The 20,818-nt window shown below is 36.0% G+C and carries 23 protein-coding genes, 1 tRNA gene and 1 pseudogene; 9 read left to right on the top strand and 16 right to left on the bottom strand.

Annotation, left to right across the window (positions count from 1 at the left end):
* Positions 1-154: 154 nt before the first annotated feature.
* From EIB73_RS11230 to EIB73_RS11220, 3 genes are all read right to left on the bottom strand, one after another.
* Positions 155-228: transfer RNA gene (locus tag EIB73_RS11230), tRNA-Asn, on the bottom strand.
* A 74-nt stretch (positions 229-302) separates the two neighbouring features.
* Positions 303-1,640, bottom strand: coding sequence for an RIP metalloprotease RseP (gene rseP, locus EIB73_RS11225; RefSeq protein ID WP_125025362.1), 1,338 nt, complete (start codon positions 1,638-1,640; stop codon positions 303-305).
* 110 nt (positions 1,641-1,750) lie between these two features.
* The gene (locus EIB73_RS11220; protein ID WP_125025361.1) at positions 1,751-2,194 is read right to left on the bottom strand and encodes a DUF6646 family protein; all 444 of its coding nucleotides are present in this window, start codon (positions 2,192-2,194) and stop codon (positions 1,751-1,753) included.
* A gap of 129 nt (positions 2,195-2,323) precedes the next feature.
* On the opposite strand from EIB73_RS11220, the gene EIB73_RS11215 reads away from it, so the two are divergent.
* Entirely contained in the window at positions 2,324-3,088 is a 765-nt protein-coding gene (locus tag EIB73_RS11215) for an amidohydrolase (RefSeq protein WP_125025360.1), read from the top strand.
* Here EIB73_RS11215 and EIB73_RS11210 read toward each other — a convergent pair.
* The 12 genes and pseudogenes from EIB73_RS11210 to EIB73_RS11155 all read right to left on the bottom strand — a co-directional run bounded on the left by EIB73_RS11210 (position 3,085) and on the right by EIB73_RS11155 (position 11,252).
* Positions 3,085-3,384, bottom strand: coding sequence for a thioredoxin family protein (locus tag EIB73_RS11210; RefSeq protein WP_125025359.1), 300 nt, complete (start codon positions 3,382-3,384; stop codon positions 3,085-3,087). The genes EIB73_RS11215 and EIB73_RS11210 overlap by 4 nt on opposite strands.
* 37 nt (positions 3,385-3,421) lie before the next feature.
* Complete coding sequence (locus tag EIB73_RS11205; protein ID WP_125025358.1) at positions 3,422-3,628, bottom strand: hypothetical protein; 207 nt, start codon at positions 3,626-3,628, stop codon at positions 3,422-3,424.
* Entirely contained in the window at positions 3,625-3,936 is a 312-nt protein-coding gene (locus EIB73_RS11200) for a rhodanese-like domain-containing protein (RefSeq protein WP_125025357.1), read from the bottom strand. The genes EIB73_RS11205 and EIB73_RS11200 overlap by 4 nt, the downstream gene beginning before the upstream one ends.
* Positions 3,929-4,141: a DUF6132 family protein gene (locus tag EIB73_RS11195; RefSeq protein WP_125025356.1), complete on the bottom strand. Its 213-nt coding sequence runs from the start codon at positions 4,139-4,141 to the stop codon at positions 3,929-3,931. The genes EIB73_RS11200 and EIB73_RS11195 overlap by 8 nt, the downstream gene beginning before the upstream one ends.
* A gap of 9 nt (positions 4,142-4,150) precedes the next feature.
* The gene (locus tag EIB73_RS11190; protein ID WP_125025355.1) at positions 4,151-4,522 is read right to left on the bottom strand and encodes a rhodanese-like domain-containing protein; all 372 of its coding nucleotides are present in this window, start codon (positions 4,520-4,522) and stop codon (positions 4,151-4,153) included.
* Between the two features lies 1 nt (position 4,523).
* Positions 4,524-5,931 (bottom strand): annotated as a pseudogene (locus EIB73_RS11185) (MBL fold metallo-hydrolase).
* 69 nt (positions 5,932-6,000) lie between these two features.
* A complete protein-coding gene (locus EIB73_RS11180; RefSeq protein ID WP_125025354.1) occupies positions 6,001-6,378 on the bottom strand; it encodes a hypothetical protein in 378 nt (125 codons plus the stop codon).
* On the bottom strand, positions 6,375-7,181 hold the full coding sequence (locus EIB73_RS11175; RefSeq protein WP_125025353.1) for a sulfite exporter TauE/SafE family protein: 807 nt from the start codon (positions 7,179-7,181) through the stop codon (positions 6,375-6,377). Before EIB73_RS11175 ends, EIB73_RS11180 begins: the two co-directional genes overlap by 4 nt.
* A gap of 75 nt (positions 7,182-7,256) precedes the next feature.
* Positions 7,257-7,700 (bottom strand): hypothetical protein, encoded by a 444-nt coding sequence (locus EIB73_RS11170; protein ID WP_125025352.1) that lies wholly within the window; start codon positions 7,698-7,700, stop codon positions 7,257-7,259.
* 91 nt (positions 7,701-7,791) lie between these two features.
* Positions 7,792-9,783, bottom strand: a complete 1,992-nt coding sequence (locus EIB73_RS11165; RefSeq protein ID WP_125025351.1) for a TonB-dependent receptor plug domain-containing protein — start codon at positions 9,781-9,783, stop codon at positions 7,792-7,794.
* A 134-nt stretch (positions 9,784-9,917) separates the two neighbouring features.
* Positions 9,918-10,781, bottom strand: a complete 864-nt coding sequence (locus EIB73_RS11160) for a hypothetical protein (protein WP_125025350.1) — start codon at positions 10,779-10,781, stop codon at positions 9,918-9,920.
* 108 nt (positions 10,782-10,889) lie between these two features.
* The gene (locus EIB73_RS11155; RefSeq protein WP_125025349.1) at positions 10,890-11,252 is read right to left on the bottom strand and encodes a hypothetical protein; all 363 of its coding nucleotides are present in this window, start codon (positions 11,250-11,252) and stop codon (positions 10,890-10,892) included.
* Positions 11,253-11,383: 131 nt separating this feature from the next.
* Between EIB73_RS11155 and EIB73_RS11150 the strand changes: the two genes are divergently transcribed.
* The 4 genes from EIB73_RS11150 to EIB73_RS11135 all read left to right on the top strand — a co-directional run bounded on the left by EIB73_RS11150 (position 11,384) and on the right by EIB73_RS11135 (position 16,111).
* Complete coding sequence (locus tag EIB73_RS11150) at positions 11,384-12,904, top strand: helicase HerA-like domain-containing protein (protein WP_125025348.1); 1,521 nt, start codon at positions 11,384-11,386, stop codon at positions 12,902-12,904.
* A 15-nt stretch (positions 12,905-12,919) separates the two neighbouring features.
* Complete coding sequence (locus EIB73_RS11145; protein ID WP_125025347.1) at positions 12,920-14,146, top strand: 3'-5' exonuclease; 1,227 nt, start codon at positions 12,920-12,922, stop codon at positions 14,144-14,146.
* A gap of 209 nt (positions 14,147-14,355) precedes the next feature.
* On the top strand, positions 14,356-15,555 hold the full coding sequence (lysA, locus tag EIB73_RS11140) for a diaminopimelate decarboxylase (RefSeq protein ID WP_125025346.1): 1,200 nt from the start codon (positions 14,356-14,358) through the stop codon (positions 15,553-15,555).
* A gap of 64 nt (positions 15,556-15,619) precedes the next feature.
* Complete coding sequence (locus tag EIB73_RS11135; protein WP_125025345.1) at positions 15,620-16,111, top strand: hypothetical protein; 492 nt, start codon at positions 15,620-15,622, stop codon at positions 16,109-16,111.
* A gap of 106 nt (positions 16,112-16,217) precedes the next feature.
* Here the strand turns inward: EIB73_RS11135 and EIB73_RS11130 are convergent, their stop codons facing one another.
* A complete protein-coding gene (locus EIB73_RS11130; protein ID WP_125021496.1) occupies positions 16,218-17,123 on the bottom strand; it encodes an IS1595 family transposase in 906 nt (301 codons plus the stop codon).
* A gap of 319 nt (positions 17,124-17,442) precedes the next feature.
* Here EIB73_RS11130 and EIB73_RS15065 point away from each other — a divergent pair, with 319 nt between their 5' ends.
* The 4 genes from EIB73_RS15065 (at position 17,443) to EIB73_RS11115 (ending at position 20,804) form a co-directional block, all read left to right on the top strand.
* A complete protein-coding gene (locus EIB73_RS15065; protein ID WP_164467883.1) occupies positions 17,443-17,580 on the top strand; it encodes a hypothetical protein in 138 nt (45 codons plus the stop codon).
* Between the two features lie 291 nt (positions 17,581-17,871).
* Positions 17,872-19,308, top strand: a complete 1,437-nt coding sequence (miaB, locus tag EIB73_RS11125) for a tRNA (N6-isopentenyl adenosine(37)-C2)-methylthiotransferase MiaB (RefSeq protein ID WP_125025344.1) — start codon at positions 17,872-17,874, stop codon at positions 19,306-19,308.
* Positions 19,309-19,525: 217 nt separating this feature from the next.
* On the top strand, positions 19,526-20,035 hold the full coding sequence (locus EIB73_RS11120) for a hypothetical protein (RefSeq protein WP_125025343.1): 510 nt from the start codon (positions 19,526-19,528) through the stop codon (positions 20,033-20,035).
* On the top strand, positions 20,007-20,804 hold the full coding sequence (locus tag EIB73_RS11115; RefSeq protein ID WP_125025342.1) for a tetratricopeptide repeat protein: 798 nt from the start codon (positions 20,007-20,009) through the stop codon (positions 20,802-20,804). Before EIB73_RS11120 ends, EIB73_RS11115 begins: the two co-directional genes overlap by 29 nt.
* The last annotated feature ends 14 nt before the right edge of the window (positions 20,805-20,818 follow it).

Here is a 20,818-nt window from a genome sequence, read left to right as displayed (position 1 = left end):
TATTTAAGAAGGGTAAAATCTCAACCCAATTAAATGATATATAAGATCAAAACAAAGATAAGATAAGGCCATTTCCCTGTAAATGAGGTCCATACATTATCAGATTTCTGAAATAAAAACACAAAAAAACCATCACATTTCTGTGATGGTTTTGCTCCTCTTCTTGGGCTCGAACCAAGGACCCTCTGATTAACAGTCAGATGCTCTAACCAACTGAGCTAAAGAGGAGTGTTGCTCTATGCTCTAAGCGTTTGCAAATATAAAAACTTTTTTAGAATTGCCAAAATAAATATCAAAAATTTTTAAAATTTTCCTGTAATCCACTTTACAATGTCACTTCCGAAGATTAAAACCATTAATCCAAGCAGGAAAATAACACCAATCATCTGAGCATTTTCTAAAACTTTTTGCGGAACAGGTTTTCCGGTGATCATTTCCCAAAGGGTAAACACTACGTGACCTCCATCTAAGCCCGGAATCGGGATTAAATTAAGGAAGGCCAACCACACAGAGAACATCGCCGTAAAACTCCAGAAAAACTCCCAATTGATGGTTTCCGGCATTTGCTTGATAATCCCAATAGGCCCTGAAATTTTCTTATAGCCCTGGGTTTTGGTATTGAATACTATTTTGAACTGTTTTACCTGCATCACCAAAACATCAATTGTTCTTGTGAAACCTCTTGGAATTGCTTCTGCAAGAGTATATTTCTTAACTACGCGCGTCTTCTCAAATTCCTGTTGAGCAAGCGAACCACCGGGACCAAATCCAATTTTACCTTCATTGTTTAATTTTAGATTATACTGTTGCACGACATTATTTCGGTCAATGTCTAAAACAACGTCCTTATTTTTTAGTTGTGATAGTTTTGTAGTCACCTCATCATAAAACATTACAGGCTTTCCATTAATCCCGACAATTTTATCACCTTTCATTAAACCAGCAGATTTTGCAGATCCATTTGGAAGAAGATTGTCGATTACCGCAGGAAAACGCGGACTAAAATATAATTTAGCTTCATTCTCTGCCAAAACATCAGCCACCCCATCTTCATTAATAGGGAACGTAACTTCTTTACCCTCTCTTAAAACGGTAACTTCATTGGCAAAAAGCATATTGATAGTCGATGTTTCCATTCTTTCGGCAGGTTTACCATCGATTTTTAAAATCTTGTCTCCACTTTTCAAGCCCATTTTTTGACCTGCGGGAGAAACTGAAACTCCGTTTTCAAATTTTGTATTATCGTGGTAGATTTCCCCTTTAAAATAACTTAAAGAAGAATAAATAACCCAAGCCAAAAAGAAATTCACGGTAACACCACCCAGCATAATGATGAGTCGCTGCCAAGCCGGTTTACTTCGGAACTCCCATGGTTGCGCAGGCTGTTTCAGCTGTTCCGTATCCATACTTTCATCAACCATTCCCGCGATCTTTACATAACCACCAAACGGCAGCCAACCGATTCCGTATTCGGTATCACCAATTTTTTTCTTTGCGATTGAAAACCAAGGATCAAAAAAAAGATAGAATTTCTCAACCTTTGTTTTGAAAAGTTTTGCGGGAATAAAATGCCCCAATTCATGAAGGATTACGAGAATCGAAATGCTCAGAATAAATTGAAATAATTGTATTAATGTCATTGAAAATTTTTAAAAAATTAAAGATTTGCGAAGATACAACTTATCAAAAGTATGCCCAACAAAAAAGGTTCTCAATTGAGAACCTTTTTATCTTATAAGCTATAGAATGACTATAAGTTAAATGAAACACCTAAGCTTCCGTTGTTACCCGCCTCCAGATAAATACCAACATTTTGGTTAAAGAAGTATCTTACGCCAACGTGAGCTCCAAAATAGGTTCCGCTTTTTCCTAAAAGACCTAAATCAATACCTGGATAAATATCCCAGTTTGAAGGAAGACCTAATGGTTCTTGTAGGTGAAAGTTTAATCTACCGAATATACCGAAATCATCATCAGCATATTTGTCATTGTCGTGATCGAAGAAGAAATTTGCACCAGCTCCAACAGAGATCAATTTAGACAAACCATAATCGTACGTCCCTGTAATACCAGTTCCATAACCCCAACCATTAAAACCCACTTGGATTTTTTGATCACCTTTTCCAGACCACGCCTGAGCGAATGCCATTTGTCCAACAAAAAATAGAGTAAAAGCTAAAACCAACTTTTTCATAATGTTTAAATTTTAAATGTTTATTAAAATGATGTATTTCTGTATTCAAAAATAAGACCAATTTGGGAAAATTTTAACTTTTTAGCGAAAAAAATTGTATATTTAAAGAAACTTTATAGAAAATACAGGATGAACACTTTAAAAATTTCAGGTATAAATTTAGACATAAGCTGGAAAGATAAAGATGCGAATTATCACACCATTCAAAAAGCAGCGCAATATATTTCAACCGATATATTACTTTTGCCTGAAATGTTTGCAACAGGATTCTACATGAAACCGAATGAAATTGCTGATGAAAATGAAGAGACGCTACGCTGGATGAAATCGTTGGCACACGAAAGACAAACTGCGGTTTGTGGAAGTGTAGCCGTTAAAGAAAATGATGTATTTTACAACAGAATGTATTTTGTAGAACCAAATGGAACCTTCTATTCTTATGACAAAAGACATTTATTCTCCTATTCGGGGGAAGATAAAACATACACGCCCGGAAAAGAAAAAGTGATCGTTCATTATAAAGGATGGCGGATCTTATTACAGGTCTGCTACGATTTACGCTTTCCTGTTTTCACAAGAAATAATGACAATTATGATGTCATATTGTATGTCGCAAACTGGCCAAAAAGTCGAATAGATGCCTGGCAAACTTTATTAAAAGCAAGAGCTATAGAAAACCAGGCGTATGTTTTTGGCTTAAACAGAATCGGAATTGATGGTAATAATCTGGAGTACCCCGAGAGCTCTTATTGTTATTTCGCTGATGGAACTGAAGTTTCTACAACTTCTGAAAATATAATTTCTGCAGAATTCACCAGAGAAAAATTAGAAAATTTCCGAGAGAAATTTCCATTCTTATCAGATCGCGATCATTTCTCTCTGAATTTAATTTAGATGAACTTTTGCAATAAATTGGTCAAAGTATTTACATCATGAACGCCGCTTTGCTTATAAAGCAATTCACTTTTTTTAAATACCGCCAAAGTCGGTACGCCACGAACGCCATATTCTGAAGCAATATCCGGAAACTGATCAATATCTATTTTAACAATTCGGGCACCATCGCCAATATTTTCTTTTACCGTATTTAAAACAGACGATTGAACTTTACAAGGCCCACACCACGTGGCAAAAAAGTCTATTAAGACTGGACGCTCAGAATCGATAAGTTCTTTAAATTTTTGTGACATCTCTTTTAATATTTTAAAAATTAAGATTATAGTTTTTTTATAAAGTTTGAGTCCCCTCTTCTTTTCGCACAATTTCGCATGCACCTCCTGCACAGCCAAATTTAAAAATGGCCATCGCCATAAAATAGAGTCCTAATGGAATCATAAACCAGGCGCGATCAAAAGCGGCAACCAAAATAAAAAAAATTCCACATGCTAAATACAATACTCTGCTGATTGTCCAGCCTTGTATTATTTTTTTCATTTGTTTAATTTATTTTGGAGAGAAGCCCATCCGCCTCCATTGTGCACTTCAAAACCATTCTGTTGCAGAAGTGATTTTGCAGAAGCGCTTCGCATTCCGCTGGCACAACACGTAATGATGGGTTTTTTAACATCCAGTTTCTTCATTTCGCTCACGAGTTCCTGCAAGGGAATATTTTTCGACTGCTTAATATGTCCATTGGAAAATTCTGCAGGAGTCCGAACATCGATAATTTGAGCTCCATTAACATAGAGCTCTTTTAAATCTACTGTCTTGCCACCAAATAATTTTTTAATAAAATCAAACATTCTGCTGCTTTGTTTTAGGCTTTTGAAAAACTGAAAACATCAAGTAACCCATTACCATTCCGTAGACTGTAGAATTCATGGGCTTTGAGGTAATGGCACAGGTTCCGGTGTTACAACCAATAAAATGGTAATACGCATACCCTAAGATCCCGCCTACCAAAATCCCAACAATTCCAAATTTATATTTTTGAAGTAATCTATTCATCTTTCAGACTTATTTTTCATTTTGAATGGCTTCCACGTTTTGTACTGTTTTAGCACTATAAACGTTAGTAATCCCATTCTTTTTCAAAAGTTCCACCGCTTGTTCGGCCTGTCTTCCTCTATTACAAAACACAACGATTTGCTTTTGCTTTTTCAAAAAATCCAGGTTTTGCTCAATGGTTGCCAAGGGAATATTAATAGCCCCTTTTGCCGTTTTTTCGGCAAATTCTTCCGGTATCCGTACATCAACCAAAACAGTCTCCGTATCTGTTACCATTTCTTTTATTTCCGTGCGGGAAACTTCATTTTCTACACTTACACTTTTGCAGGAAGAAATTCCGGCAAAAAATATCAATAAGATGATTAAATGTTTAAAATTCATACTATAAAGTTTTGCTTTGACAAACGAAATTACTTTTAGGAACACCGGTTTCTTTAATTTTATTAAAACCTCCTTCCACTTCTGTAAAGTTTCTGATACCACGGGAATTTAAAATACTTGCAGCAATCATACTTCGGTAGCCACCCGCGCAATGAAGAAAAAAATGCTCGTCATTGTTTAAATTATTCGCCCATTCATTAATTTCAACTAGAGGGCGACTGTACGCTTCATTTACATGTTCTGCGGCATATTCTGTTTCATTTCTTACGTCGATTACCTTTGCATTGTCATTCAGTTGCTGCGCAAAAGATTCTGCGGTAATTCTGTTAACATGATCTACTTCCTTTCCGGCATTCTTCCAGGTTTCGAAACCGCCATTTAAATAGCCTATAACATTATCAAACCCAACCCGTGCTAATCTGGTGATTGTTTCTTCTTCCGAATCTACATCTGAAACCAATAAAAGAGGCTGCTGTACATCTACAATCATGGCACCAACCCACGGCGCAAAATCTCCCTGCAAACCAATATTAATTGAATTAGGGACAAATCCTTTGTGGAATTCTGCGGCACTTCTGGTATCTAATATTAGCGCACCTGAATCCTCTGCAACTTTTTCAAATTCTTCAGATGAAAGTGGTTGTTTTCCTTTTTTCAAAATGGTATCAAAATCTTCATAACCGCCTTTATTGAGGGCTACATTCATTCCGAAATATTTTGGTGGTGCAGAAAGACCATCCAGAACTTCGCGAATGAAGGATTCTTTGTCTGGCTGATTTAAGGCATAGTTTGTTCTTTTTTGATTTCCCAAAGTGTCTACGGTTTCTTTCTGCATGTTTTTACCACACGCCGAACCTGCACCATGCGCGGGATACACCGTAATGTCATCTGCTAAAGGCATGATCTTGGTCTGCAAACTGTCGTATAAAATTCCGGCCAATTCTTCCTGAGTCATGCTTGCTGCTTTCTGCGCCAGATCCGGTCGACCAACATCGCCCAGGAATAAAGTATCGCCACTGAAAATTGCAGTTTCTTTTCCGTTCTCATCGATCAAAAGGTAAGTAGAACTCTCCATGGTGTGACCGGGAGTGTGCAACACTTTAATCTTTACTTTTCCTATTTCAAAAATTTGTCCATCTTCTGCAATGATTGCGTCGAAATCTGGATTTGCCGTTGGTCCGTAAACGATTGGTGCGCCTGTTTTTTTTAGATAAATCAACATGTCCTGAAACAAAATCTGCATGGAAATGAGTTTCAAAAATATATTTCAATTTTACCCCGTCTTTTTCCAAACGGTCGATGTAAGGTTTTGTTTCTCTCAAAGGATCAATAATTACGGCTTCGTTTTCTGAAACGATGTAATAAGCCCCCTGAGCAAGACATCCTGTATATATTTGTTCTATCTTCATTTTTATCATATTTATGCTCACTTCACAATTGTTCGGTAAGCGGTTATTTCGATTATTTTCGAATTTGTATTATTCTTCTATTTCGGAATATTTGATCGTGTTTCCTGCCCCGTCTGTCATTTTCCCTCCTTTTCCAACTGAACCTTCCCATAGGTGTTTTTCATTGGCAAAAATGGGATCACCGGTGGTTGAAATTTTCTTGGCGATAAGAGTCTCATCGGCCTGCCCTTCTTGCTCAATTTTTACTGCCACATCATCACCTTTCGCAAAATAAGTGACCGTTATGATTTTCCCGTCTTCGCCTTTTAACTGAATAGGCTCCTGCTCTAAGCTAATCTCATTTGGATCTTTCGCAGAGACGCTTGTTTCAGTCCCATTCTTAGATTGTTCTTTGGTACACGCCGTTAATAAAAACAGGGTAAAAGTAAAAATCACTAACTTCTTCATATCGTAATTTGTTGTTTAAAAAATATTTCTGTAACAATAATTAACAGTCCCATGACTAAAACGATCCAGCCGAATATGGGTTTCAGTTTTCTACCGTCAATTTTCTTCGCAGCCGCAATTCCTATAAAAATTCCGACAATGGAAAGACTGGTGAAAACGGCAAGAAAAGTCCAGTCTGCGCTCACTGCTTTCATGGAACTTAAAAAGCCAAGCAGAGAGTTCATTGATATGATGAAAAGCGAAGTTGCCACTGCTCTTTTCATGGGCAACCCGATTAACATGACCAATGCCGGTACTATTAAAAATCCGCCGCCGGCTCCTATTAAACCGGTAATAATCCCTACAAGCAAACCTTGAGAAACCAATATGGTGTAATTATTTCCGTTCTCTTTTCTACCAAAAGGTCTTTCGGTTTTTCTGATCATTTTAACGGAAGACACCAGCATTAAAATTGCAAAAAGCAAGAGTAAAAACATGTCTTTGTTAATGCTCATTCCCCATTTATTGATGATATATTCCGGTAAGTTTGGGACAATCAATCTTCGGGAAAACAATACGCCGAGAATTGACGGAACTCCAAAAATAAAAGCGGTTGGAAAATCAATCAATTTCTGCTTCATAAATCCAGAAGATCCGACCAGACTTGTAGCTCCGACCACAAAAAGCGACAAGGTTGTTGCCGTAATAGAGTCAAAACCGAAAATATATACAAAAATAGGAACGCTCAAAATACTTCCACCACCGCCAATAAGCCCCATCACAAGACCAATTACCACCGCTAAAAAGTATCCGATCAATTCCATTAAAAATATTTCAGCAAATTTACTCTTTAAATCTGAGGGCCACAGTAACCAAGATTACAGAGTAAAAATTTTTTCTTATTTAAAAGATATTATTTTCATCGAATTCTCCCCGATCTTCACGGTGTCACCAACTTTTTTACCTTTGATATTACCAAATACGGGAGCTTCTTCAGAAAAAGTAATGACTTCTTTGTTTCCCACCTTAAAAGCTGGCACAGAAATGCCGACAAACAGATATCCATGATCGGTTTCTACCAATGTACCGGCTTCAATTTGATCATGTTCTTCTTCTATCTCACTCTGTAAAAAATTCAACTGTTGCAACGCTTCACGTCTCGTTTTTTCATAACGCAACTGCATATCTTTTGCTTGAGTCTGCTGAGAAAAATCTTCGGGATCGTGCGTACTTTCCTCATCTAAGTCAGAAGCTGTTTTATAACGTTCTACTGAAATCGTTAAACTTTCGATCACTTTATTTTGTTCTTCGATAATTTTTGTGATAATATCTTTTCTGTTCATAATTTATTGTTTTGAATTCTAACAAATTTACTCAAAATTTATAGAAAACGCATTAAGATGACTAAGCGGCGGAAGGTCAGGTTTTTAATCTTTAAAGGTTGAAATTAAGATTCACAAAATAATTTCTCCCTGGTCTTGGAATCTGATTCCAGTCAGAATAGGTCGTGTAAAAGCGATCTAAAATATTTTCTACTCCTATTCTGGTGAAAATTTTTGTTTTTCCGAAAGACAACTGATAACCCAAATTCGCATTGATGATCGCATAAGCCGCAGTTTCAGATTCACCATATTGTGGTGCAAAATCCTGGTATTTTGTATTTCCAAAAACGGCTGCTTCTGCGGAGAATTTATTCTTTTCATAACGCAAAGAAGTTTGATAACTGAACGGACTCATAAAAGGCAAATTTTCGTTTTTATTGTCTTTTCCACGCGTGTAAACAAATTGCGTCGTCCATTTTAAAGGATCAGCAACTTTTACTTCTGTTGATAAACTAATATTAAATAAAGTTGCATAATCTAAGGCTGTATAACCTTTAACACCATTCGCACCAATCGTCATTGGAACAAGATGATCTAAGATTTTTCCGACGATATAATCCGAAATGTGAAAATATGAAGAGGAAACTTTAGCACTGTATCTTTCTTTTTTCAAACCAACAAAAGCGTTCGCTTCTAATGAAGATTCATTTTTAAGATTTGGATTTCCGATATAATCGTATTTCTCAAAACTGTTAAATAAATAAAATCCGTACCCTTCAGAAACTGATGGCGCACGATCTCCATATCCTAAACCGAAACCTACCTGAAATCCATTTTTATCAAACTGGTAATTGGCAGCGAAACTTTTTAGAACTCTGGTTTTTTCCGAATTTATTTCGGGATAAAAAATCTGTAAACTGTTTAAGCCAAATTCACTTTCCACTTTATTTTGATGCATCGTTACTGAAGCAGATAATCTTACACTTGAATTTTGATTCAAATTAATTTGATCTTCCAGATAAATCGCCTGAGCAATAGTTCTAACATCCGGCCAAGTCAACATGAACATTAATTTTTCACTTTTATCTACTGGATACATCGTCATTTCTGCACGGGATTTGTTGTAAAACCCATTAATATTGAGTAATAAATTATGGTTATTAAAAACCGATTTCAAGTGAGAATAATATCCATACGTTTTACTCCAACCCGGCATATCCATGTGAATCGGCACGTTTGCTCTTTTGGTATCGTCCATTCTGTGCATGATGGTGTTGAAATAAACTTTTGTTTCCCAACTTTTCAGAAAGTCACTTTCTGGCAACACTTGAAATTTCAAAGAAGTAATTAATGCTTCGGCAACCGAAACATCCATTGGTAAAGCAGGATAACCGACATCATTGGCTTTGTCATAAATAACTGAGGTTTCTAATAATTTGTTTTCACCCAACTTCACTCCGGAAATTCCGGAAACATTTATTTTTTGAAACTGGGAATACGGAACTTCGATATTTCCGCCGGCTTTATAATTTTCAGCATCACGCGTCATAAAATTAACATCGGTATAAAATTTCTCTGTTTTAAAATTCGTTCCTGCGCCGAAAATCTTTTGCTGATTTACTGATTCATAACCGCTGTTCAAATTAAAATTCCATTTCTTTTGACCAAACATCATTTTGTTTCTTTTCAAATCGATAGAACCGCCGATGGTATTTCCGTGGCAAGAACCTTCCTGACCTGAACTGATACTGGCTTCCATTAAATTAGAAACTTCGATATAAGATGTAATCGGATCCATTTTATCGGTACACGCTCCGAAAATTCGCATTCCGTCAATAGTGACTAAAGTTCGTTCGGTCGGCAAACCATTGATGAGCGGTTCCCAGGCATAAGCGCCCCGTTTCACCATATCTACTTTCGCAGATTTTTCCAGGTATTCATCTATTGAACCTAAGGGTTTGTTTTCTTTGCTGGAAATTTTAGTCGTTCCAATCACAATAACTTCCTGAATATGGTGTGACTTGGTAGAATCGGATGAATATTGTTGCGCAAAACTATTGGTAAATAGAAGAACGAAAATATTCACAAGTAGGATTCGTTTCATGATAAAGCGTTTTGATTAATACGATGTCTATAAACCTTTATAAAAAAGATTTAGAATCTAAAAAAATAGAGAAAATCAAGACTAACTACTATTATTTCAAATAATTAGTCCTGATGATTTTTTGTAATGAATAATTAGAAATCGAGTTCGAAAAAGATGGTGCTCGCCGGGTTGGCATCTGTAACTTCTTGACCAGCCACTACAGTTCCGTCTCCTTTTACCAATTGTAAATTGATTTTCCAGCAGCCCGTCATTGTTAATGAAAGTTTACCATTGTATAATTTACCAGCAGCAGTTTGAGTTGCGTGAACATTATTGGGTGAACTGTGATTTCCCATTCCCGGCATTCTTGGATCTACTTTTACGGTATAACCATCTATCACAGGGAAATTATTCATGTCCTGCATTTTCCAAACGCCTAAAGTCATATCATTTGTTGCAACTTTCGGAGATTTCGGGTCGATGTAAGCCATGACATATTTCACACCGTCGCTTCCCATAAATGAGTTCACTGTTTTTTTAGTTTCAACAGGAACATTAATTACAGTAGTTGCCGTGTAAGTAGTGCTGCCAATTGTATAATCAATTTTCAGATCCCAATATTCGGTCGCATTCTCAGGCATTTGAAAAACGATATAACCTGAATATAAAGATCCGTCAGAAGATACTTTTTGTACAGTTGAATTCGGACAAGAATGCATCATTGAAGTCATATGCATCATCGGTTTCCAGGTAATGGTTGCGTTTTTTTCGTACTGATTGGTGGATTTATTTTTAATACGAAGTTTGATATCGTTATAACCTAAAGTGGTTGTTCCGGATTTAGAATACAGTTCGATAACATGCGTATCGTTGGTAACTTCTTTAATTTTTAATAAGCCTTCGATTTCAGTATTAGGATTTACGGCATTGATTGGGTCATCATCAGACGTACGACAAGAGATTACAAGGAATGCCATTGCCAATAAGGCAAATATAGTTTTGAATGAAAATTTCATTTTTTTTGAATTTAAGTGATAATTTGAGTAAATTTTTCCCTCTTAAAAGAGACGGTCAAACCACTTCAGTTTCAGTTGAAAAAGAAGAAGTGAATCGAATACATCAAATTATACTTGCGGCGGATGCGGTAGAATACTGAGCGAGATTTCTGGAATAAACAATTCTCTGTAACTAAAATTCGCAGATTCAGAGTGAACGAAATTTGGTTTTTTAACAAAATAATCAACTGCTGCAGTCGGTAAAATATTAAACTCAAACGAGTATATTACCAGATTAAAAGGATTCGTGCTTTTTTCACTTTCCTTTTGCATTTGACATTTACCGTGACAAGCCAGGCTCGGTTTATCTTTATTGATACAATGAATTTCGTAGAAATCCTGATTAATTTTATAATCAATCATAAACAGCGAATTCTGGAAACTTGCCCCAAAAATAATGAATGATAATATGATTGTAATTATGGATTTCATGACAGGTCAAAATTAAGACTTTTTCATCTTAATTAAAAATGATTTTCATCATCTAAACTAAGGAATATTTGTAGCAACGTAATTTATAATCTCTATTATTTTTTATCTTTATCCTTTCAAACAAACATAAGATGGCAGATAAAGAAAAATTCATACAGGAACTTACGTCGAGATACACCCCAAAAGGAGAATTTATCACTTTAGGAAAAGGAATGCTCGATGGTGAAGTTGTAACCGAAGTCGATGTAACTATTCCCTTGAAAACAATCAACCGTCACGGTTTAATCGCCGGCGCAACCGGAACCGGGAAAACCAAAACAGTACAGGTTTTTGCAGAGCAACTTTCCCACGCTGGAATTCCTTCGCTTGTTTTAGATATCAAAGGAGATTTCTCAGGAATCGCTGAGCCTGGAACGGAAAGCGCAATTATATCTGAACGATATGCCAAGACACAACTCCCTTATCAAGCGCAATCTTTTCCGGTAGAATTGATGTCGATTTCTGGTGAAAAAGGCGTAAAACTTCGTGCAACCGTTACAGAATTTGGACCTTTGCTTTTAAGTAAAATTTTAAATTTGAATGATACGCAAAGCAGCATCATGTCGATTGTTTTTAAATATTCGGATGATAAAGGCTTGCCTTTAATTGACCTCCATGACTTGAAAAAACTGCTTCAATATCTTACTGATAACGATCAGGGAAAGGCAGATTTAAAAGCTAATTATGGTTCTATCTCACCGGCATCTTTGGGTGCAATTTTACGTTCAATTGTTGCATTGGAGCAGCAAGGTGCAACCGAATTTTTTGGTGAACCGAGTTTTGACGTAAATGATTTATTGCAAACGCGCGACGGAAAAGGAGTCGTAAATATTTTAAGAGTTCAAAATATTCAAAGTCAGCCCCAACTTTTTTCCACATTTATGTTGTCTCTTTTTGCAGAGATTTACATGACTTTCCCTGAAGAAGGCGATTCAGGAAAACCGAAATTTGTCCTGTTTATCGATGAAGCGCATCTTATTTTTAATGAAGCAAGCAAAACTTTATTGGCACAAATTGAAACGATGGTAAAACTCATCCGTTCAAAAGGAGTTGGAATTTATTTTATTACCCAAATCCCGGGCGACGTTCCGGAAAATGTTTTGAGCCAACTGGGAATGAAAATTCAACATGCGTTACGTGGTTTCACAGCGAAAGACCGAAAAGAAATTTCGAAAGCGGTAGAAAATTATCCGATCACAGAATATTACGATTCCGCACAACTCATTCAAAATCTGGGAATTGGGGAAGCATTTATCACGGCTTTAGATGAGAAAGGAATTCCGACTCCTTTGGTTCATACTTTTTTAATTTCACCTGAAAGTAGAATGGATGTTTTGACCGAGTCAGAAGTCGCTGCCTTAACGGGCCAATCTGCATTGGTGAAAAAATATGAGCAAACCGTAAATAAAGATTCCGCCTACGAAATGCTGACTACCAGAATGGACCAAGCGGTACAGGATGCTGCACCAACAATGAAGAAATCCGTCACAAAAGAGCAACCAAATGTTTTTCAGGAAGTAATTGGCAGCAGAGCCGGAAAAACTTTTATGAATACCTTTGCCCGGGAACTCGGTAAGTTTGCATTAGGAATGATCACAGGAAAAAGAAGATAATTTAATCAGAAGAATTTGTATTCAGTAATCGATATAGAAAGTAACGGTGCACCCTTTCGTAAAGAAAGCATCATCGAAATCGCCGTGTATAAATATGACGGCCACCGCATTGTAGACCAGTTTATTTCCTTGGTCAATCCCGAAAGCGACATCACGCCATTTGTACAAAAATTGACGAAAATATCGCCAAAAATGGTAAGAACCGCACCAAAGTTTCATGAAATAGCCAAAAGAGTCGTTGAAATCACCGAAAACACGACTTTAGTTGGACACAATATTGAATTCGATTACAGAATGCTTCGGCAGGAATTTAAAAGATTAGGTTATGACTTCAAAATCAACACGATAGACACCATTCCCTTAGCCAAAAAACTGATTCCAATGGCGGAAAGTTACAACCTTGGAAAATTGGTGAAATCCCTTGGTATTCCTTTGGTTGACCAACACCGCGCTTCCGGTGATGCGAAGGCAACTTTGGAACTGTTCAAATTATTAATGATTAAAGACAAGGATTCTGAAATCATTCAACAACATCACGATGAGGTCAACGCGAAAACTTATCTAAATAAAATTCGGGATCTTACACAGGATTTACCCGCAGAGAAAGGAATTCTTTATTTTCAGGATAAAGACGGAAAAATAATATTTTCAGACTTTGTAGAGGATCTGAATAAGTTTGCAAAGAGTGTATTTAATTCCAAATCAAAACGCTGGAAGACCATTCAAGAAGAAGTAGAGCAAATTCATTACGAACTCACGGGAAATGATGTGCTAGCAAAACTTTTAATGAAAACCAAAGGTTTGAGAAAAAAGGAATCTTTACTCTTCGGCCTGTATCATAAAAACGATAATTATTTTGCAGACAAAATTTCTAATCAAAAGATTGAAAAACCTTTATTAAAATTTAAATCATTTACCCAGGGAAGCAAAGCCGTAAGTTTCATCAACAGTAATCCCGAATTAAAAGATGTAAACAACTTAAAAAAAAGAATTACAATTAGTAAAAAAGATGAGCTATGGATTTCTACGGGCAGAGTTTTGGGAGAAAAATACTTTTTACTTTTTGAAAAAGGAAAATTAAAAAGCTATGGCTTTTACGAACTATATACCCAAATTGAATCTCTGCAAAAATTGTCCAGTTTAAAAATTGACATTGACTTCCCAACTGCAGATTTGCAAAACGACCTGAAATTAGGACTTTTGAGAGGCGATTTTGAAATTGTTCCGCTTCCTGTAAAATAAATAGTGTCGTATTAAATTAAAAAATATATTTTTGAAAAAAATTTAGTAAGAAATAATGAAGGTTCTTAATTCTATAAAAAAGGTCGCTTCTAAGGGAAAAAAGTTTTTCTCTAAGGCATACTCCGTGGAATAAGAGCTCATATTTTAATGATATTTGTAAAGCAGGCTCTTTTGGAGTCTGCTTTTTTAATTTTAAAAATAATACCAATATGACCGATAAAAATTTAATCAAAATCGCCGAAGAATTCGGGACACCTACTTATGTTTATGACGCGGAAAGCATTAAAAATCACTACGAAAAACTAACGTCTTCCTTTCATAAAAGCACGCGTTTCTTTTACGCTGCAAAGGCGTTGACGAACATTAATATTTTAAAATACATTAAAAATCTAGGAGCAAGTTTAGACTGTGTTTCAATCAATGAAGTGAAATTAGGTTTAAAAGCTGGATTCACTTCCGACAAAATTTTGTTCACGCCAAATTGTGTCGACTTGCGGGAAATTGAAGAAGCGATGGGTTTAAAAGTTCATATCAACATTGATAATATCTCAATTTTGGAACAGTTTGGTAACAAATACGGAAATACATATCCCATCTTCGTGCGAATCAACCCACACATTTATGCCGGTGGAAATCACAAAATTTCCACGGGTCATATCGATTCTAAGTTTGGAATTTCTATTCACCAACTTCGTCATATCGAACGCGTCATGAAATCAACTAATCTTTTAGTCGAAGGATTGCATATGCATACCGGAAGTGAAATTAAAGATGCTGATGTTTTTCTACAAGGCCTCGAGATCATGTTCGAACTGGCAGAACATTTCCCGGACTTAAAATACATCGATATGGGAAGCGGCTTCAAAGTTCCTTATCAGGAAGGAGATATGGAAACCGATGTGAAAACTTTAGGTAAAAAAGTAGAAAAAGCCGTGGCTGATTATCAGAAAGAAAGCAGCAGAAAGTTTCAACTTTGGTTTGAGCCTGGAAAATACCTCGTGAGTGAGAGCGGGCATTTCCTCGTAAAATCAAATGTCATTAAACAAACAACTGCCACCGTTTTCGTGGGAATTAATTCTGGTTTTAATCATTTAATTCGCCCCATGTTTTACGATTCCTATCATATTATAGAAAATTTATCAAATCCAAAAGGACCCGAAAGGATTTATACGGTGGTTGGAAACATTTGTGAAACCGACACTTTTGCCTGGGACAGAAAAATAAATGAAGTTCGGGAAGGAGATATTTTAGTCTTTAGAAATGCCGGAGCTTATGGTTTTGAAATGAGTTCTAATTTCAATTCGCGACTAAAACCAGCGGAAGTGTTTTTCTTAGACGGCAAAGCGCACTTAATCAGAAGAAGAGAGGAATTTGAAGATTTACTGAAAAATCAAATAGAAGTACTATAAATCGCGGAATTTAGACCCTCATATTTATGGGTTTTTCGTAAATTTATGTTCAAATAGTAAAATCATGAAAAAATTGTTTTTTTTGCTCATTTTCGCTTCTGTATTTTTAAAGGCTCAGGATATAGAAGATTTGCAGGAAGGTTTCTTTTTCTCTGAAAACAGCCAGAATTTTTTCCGTGTTGATATTAAAAAACCCTTTGATTATTATAAGGTTGCTTCCTGTGGTGAAGATTCGAAATTCGTGCGCGCGCAGTTCGAAGGCGGTGATGTCGCTTTTAACAGAGTGCTTTTTCAATACATTTCAGCCTATGTCGATCGAGAAATTTATGTCGTAAACGGAACCTTCTTTCTGCATATTGATATCGATAAAGAGGGAAAAATGACGCAACTTAATATCACTCCAAAAGTTGAAAACAGTGAAATGTTTTTGCGTGACCTGAAGTTTGCAGTAAAAAAAATTAAAAAAAACTGGACGCCTTCTAAATGCGATAATATTCCGGTGGATTCTAAAATAAGAATTAAATTAAACTTCGTGACGGAAAGTGCGGATATTTAATCCTCGCCTAATAAAAAGGAAAACTTTGTGACGATTCGCAAAGTTTTTCTACTTTTGATGGAAATTCAAGTAATGACGAAATTTTTATATGTATATCCGTTTTTTATCATACTCCTGTAATGCTTGCTATCACAAGTCTATCGAACAGTTTATCTTCAAAATATCTCCGATTTAACTTATAAACAAACTCATTTAGATAAAGTTGAAGGTTTTTGCGTTTTATTTTGTGGTAATTTCCTAATAAATTCCTTTTCGCATTACTGATAAATATGTGAACCCAACGCAAAGTATCTTTTGTAGTTTCTTTCGAAGATTTTTCTGAAATATGAATTTCTACAAGTTGTGATATATCAACATATGACGTGCTTTGATCTGTAAAAACTATGCTGGATTCTGCCAAAGATTCTTTAATAGTCTCATTAATTCCCTCTGCTGTATGATCTTCTAATACTATTGCTTTAAAATATCTACAAGATTTCGATGTCTCTCCTGTTTCTATATTTTCTAATGGCGTAGATTCCGCCATCACTGCAACATTTTGCTTTCCAACTGCACCTCTTCCACGAATCCCTTTCTCTTGTTCCAGTTCTCTAGATTCAACTGTAAAATACCCTTCATCCATTTCAATCATGCCCTCTAAAGTGTATCTTTCATCTCGTTTTCCCATCGCTTTTCTCAATTTGTGCATCATAGCCCAAACTGGCTCATAGCGCTTCAAACCTAATTGCCTTTGCATTTCTTTAGCAGAAAATCCTTTTTTTGTTGCACTCATCAAAAACATCGCTTTATACCAAACTAGAAAGGACAAATTGGAATTTTCCATGATGGTTCCACTTCGTAATGTAGTTCGCTTTCTACAAGATTTACACTCGTAACTTAATCTGCTTTTAATCCAAAAAAAATCAGTTTTTCCGCACTTGCAGGAAACGCCAATTTTGTCACGTTCTGCTTTAAAATGAGATATACAATCCTCTTCACTGCTAAACTCTACGCCAAAACTAAAAATATTCATCTCAATGATTTAATTATCAAACAAATATACGAAATTATGTGGAGTTACGGACATACATTAATTTTTATTAATCATCCTTTCTCTGACCGCTATTCAACACTATTCTCAAAATTCATCGGAACAGCGCCCAAAGAATTTCGATAAAGAAGCTTCTTACAAACTCGGAAAAGAAAAGCTGCATAAAGAATTTATTAGAGCCTTAAACTATACCGTTTCTGAAAATTATGTCATCAATGGGGTTGTTACTTTTTCACTTTATGTTAATGACACCGGTTTTGCAAAAATAGTTGACATAAAACCTAAATTCAAAAATCATCAGTTGCTGCTGGATGACTTGAATTATGTTCTGAGAAAAACCAACAAAAACTGGGAACCCGCAGAGAAAAACAACAAGAAATTAAGTTCTATTTATCAGTACGAAATCACCTTCAATACGGAAGTGTATGACCATGATTAATTTTCTCCAGATTTAAAGGTGTTTCTAAAACTGATTTTATTTTTTTTGCAATAAATTGATGTCTCTCTTAAAATACTATTTTATTTAATTTAAAATAAGTGAAAACTGAAAAATTGGAAATCACAACTAAGAAATCAGTGCCCCCCAAACAAAATAAAAGACTTCAGTTTCAATTCATTTAAAAATAGGTTTTTACCTAATTCCAATCCCTAATCTGCCATTCTGTCACAGAAATTTGTATCTTTGCTCTCTTGTTTTGAATCTACATTCAAAATCTAAAATTTTATTACAGTGCAAGAAAAATATATAGACGAAACCAAACAAGGTGAAGCTTTTGCAATCGCCGAAAAACCACAGAATTCTAAGAAATTGTTTTTAGAAAGCTACGGCTGTCAAATGAATTTCTCGGATTCTGAAATTGTAGCTTCTATTCTGAATGAACAAGGCTACAACACGACTCTATCTCCAGATGATGCAGATTTAATCTTATTAAATACCTGCTCTATTCGGGATAAAGCTGAACAAACCGTACGAATGAGACTTTCTCAGTTCAAAAATCTGAAGAAGGAAAAACCCAATTTAACAGTGGGTGTTTTGGGTTGCATGGCCGAACGTTTAAAAACCAAATTCCTCGAAGAAGAGCAATTGGTAGACCTCGTTGTTGGCCCCGATGCTTACCGGGATTTGCCTAATTTATTAAAAGAAACAGAGGGTGGCCGCGATGCCATCAATGTTATTTTATCGAAAGATGAAACATACGCCGATATCAACCCGGTCCGTTTGGGTGGAAACGGTGTTACCGCGTTCGTGACCATCACCAGAGGTTGCGATAATATGTGTACTTTTTGTGTAGTCCCATTTACGCGCGGTCGCGAGAGGAGTCGCGATCCTCATTCAATTATCGAAGAATGTAAGCAACTTTGGGACAATGGATATAAAGAAATTACCTTACTCGGACAAAACGTAGATTCTTATCTTTGGTTTGGCGGCGGTCCTAAAAAAGACTTTAAAAAAGCCAGTGAGATGCAGAAATTAACCGCAGTTAATTTTGCGCAGTTAATGGAGATGGTTGCACTTGCCGTTCCCAAAATGCGAATCAGATTCTCAACTTCCAATCCTCATGATATGACAACCGACGTTTTTCATGTGATGGCGAAGTATGATAATATTTGCAAATATGTTCACCTGCCAGTACAAAGTGGAAGCGACAGAATGCTCGAAAGAATGAACCGCCAGCACACGCGTGCAGAATATCTGGAGCTCATTCGACAAGCAAAAGCCATCGTTCCGGATGTTTCATTTTCTCAGGATATGATCATCGGATTCTGTGGCGAAACCGAAGAAGATCATCAACTGACCTTATCTTTAATGAGAGAAGTAGAATACGATTACGGCTACATGTTCTCCTACTCAGAACGACCGGGAACGCCAGCCGCAAAAAAGATGGAAGACGATATTCCAGCAGAGGTAAAACAAAGAAGATTAGCAGAAGTAATTGCGTTACAGGGCGAACTTTCCCGTAAAAGAATGCAAGGATATGTGGGTAGAAACCACGAGGTTTTAATTGAAGGAACTTCCCGAAAAAACGAAAACCAGTGGAAAGGACGTAATTCTCAAAATGCAGTTTGCGTTTTCGATAAATTGCCCGGACAGAAATTAGGAGACTTTGTGACCGTATTTGTGGAAGGAAATACGCAGGGAACACTTTTAGGAAGAACGGTTCAGTAGGTATTTGGGCAGACAATTCCGCCTTCCACTCCCGCTTTTTTAATTGGTGACTTCGACAAGCGCAGTCACGAATTAAAAAGAGCTCCGTTCAAGTCGGGCTGCAGTGACAGCATAAAACAAGAGTTATTTTTAAATGAAAGATTTACAAAACTCATCACTGATGAATACCGTTTCGGAAGTGTTGTAAAATGCACGGAAGAAAGTTTTAAAAATAGTAATGAGAAATTTAATTGGCTTCATTTTGCTGCTTCCTCTTTTTATAAATTGTCAGGCAGAAAAAAATAGGATATCAAAATATCCGGCTCAAATTGGAGATATCGTTTTTGATGAGAATGTAGATGAAGCTGAATTTAAAAAATGTTGGCCACAAGACCTGTCTTTTCAATATTATAATGATTCTAAAGGAGTTCAATATTTAGGCGAAAAAATTAAAATAGAACGAGAATTAAAAACATTAAATTTACGCGACACCAATAGCAGTAACGGTTATATTACCATCCGTTTTGTTGTGAATTGCGCAGGAAAAACCGGGATGTTCAGGATTCAGGAGATGAATCAAAATTATGAGAAATTCACTTTTGATAAAAAATTCACCCATGATATTTTAGAATTTTCAAAAAAGCTTAACGCCTGGATTCCGAAAGAATATCTAGGTGTGAAAATAAATTATTATCAATATTTAACCTTTAAAATAGAGAATGGAAAAGTTTCCGAAATACTTCCTTAGTATTTTTATACTTGTAATCTATACCAATTTACAGGCACAGGTAAACTGTAACGCTATGGTAGGGGAAAAGTGTAAAAAAGCGTGCGAAATTTTCAACAGACCTTCCTCTCAAGGCTCCCGGGAATCTCAGGAAAATCTGGACGAAGCACTTTCATTGTGTCCTACTTTTTCAGATATTTACGTGGAAAAATCTGTTCCTTATTTAAAAAGAGGCGATTTTATAGAATGGAAAAAGCTCATTGATAAAGCCGTTGAATTAGATCCCAAGTCTCATTTAGGATATCGAGGTTGGTGTAAATTTCAATTTCTTAGAGATTATAAAGGTGCAATTGCAGACCTTGAAGCTTTAGAGAAACTTTACCAGGATGGATATCTGGGATATTCTACAAATGGCGATTACGAATTGCATATTGCAAAGGCCCTGTGCTATTCAGCCTTAGGACAGAAAGAAAAAGCAATTTCTATTTTCGAAGATCAACTGGCAAAAACAGACCACATCGTTGGTTTTTATGATTATTATCAATTGGGCGTCGCTTACTTTGATTTAGGAAAATATGATCAAGCTTTAGAAAATTTCGAAAAACAAAGCAGATACAATAATTTTGCTGAAAATATTTATTACAAAAGTAAAGTTGCAAAAATTAGAAACAAAGATTATTTAGATTTAAAAATGATGGCCTTAAAAAGCTACGATGAAGGCAAAACCATGAACGATGGTTACACGCATCATCTGAACAAAGTTTACAGAATCCAAATGGAGGAACTGTAAAATTTAAATTACTA

The sequence above is a fragment of the Kaistella carnis genome, assembly GCF_003860585.1.
GTDB lineage: Bacteria > Bacteroidota > Bacteroidia > Flavobacteriales > Weeksellaceae > Kaistella > Kaistella carnis.
The sequence above is the reverse complement of the archived record's forward strand: the minus strand, read 5'-3'. Positions and strand labels throughout refer to the sequence as shown.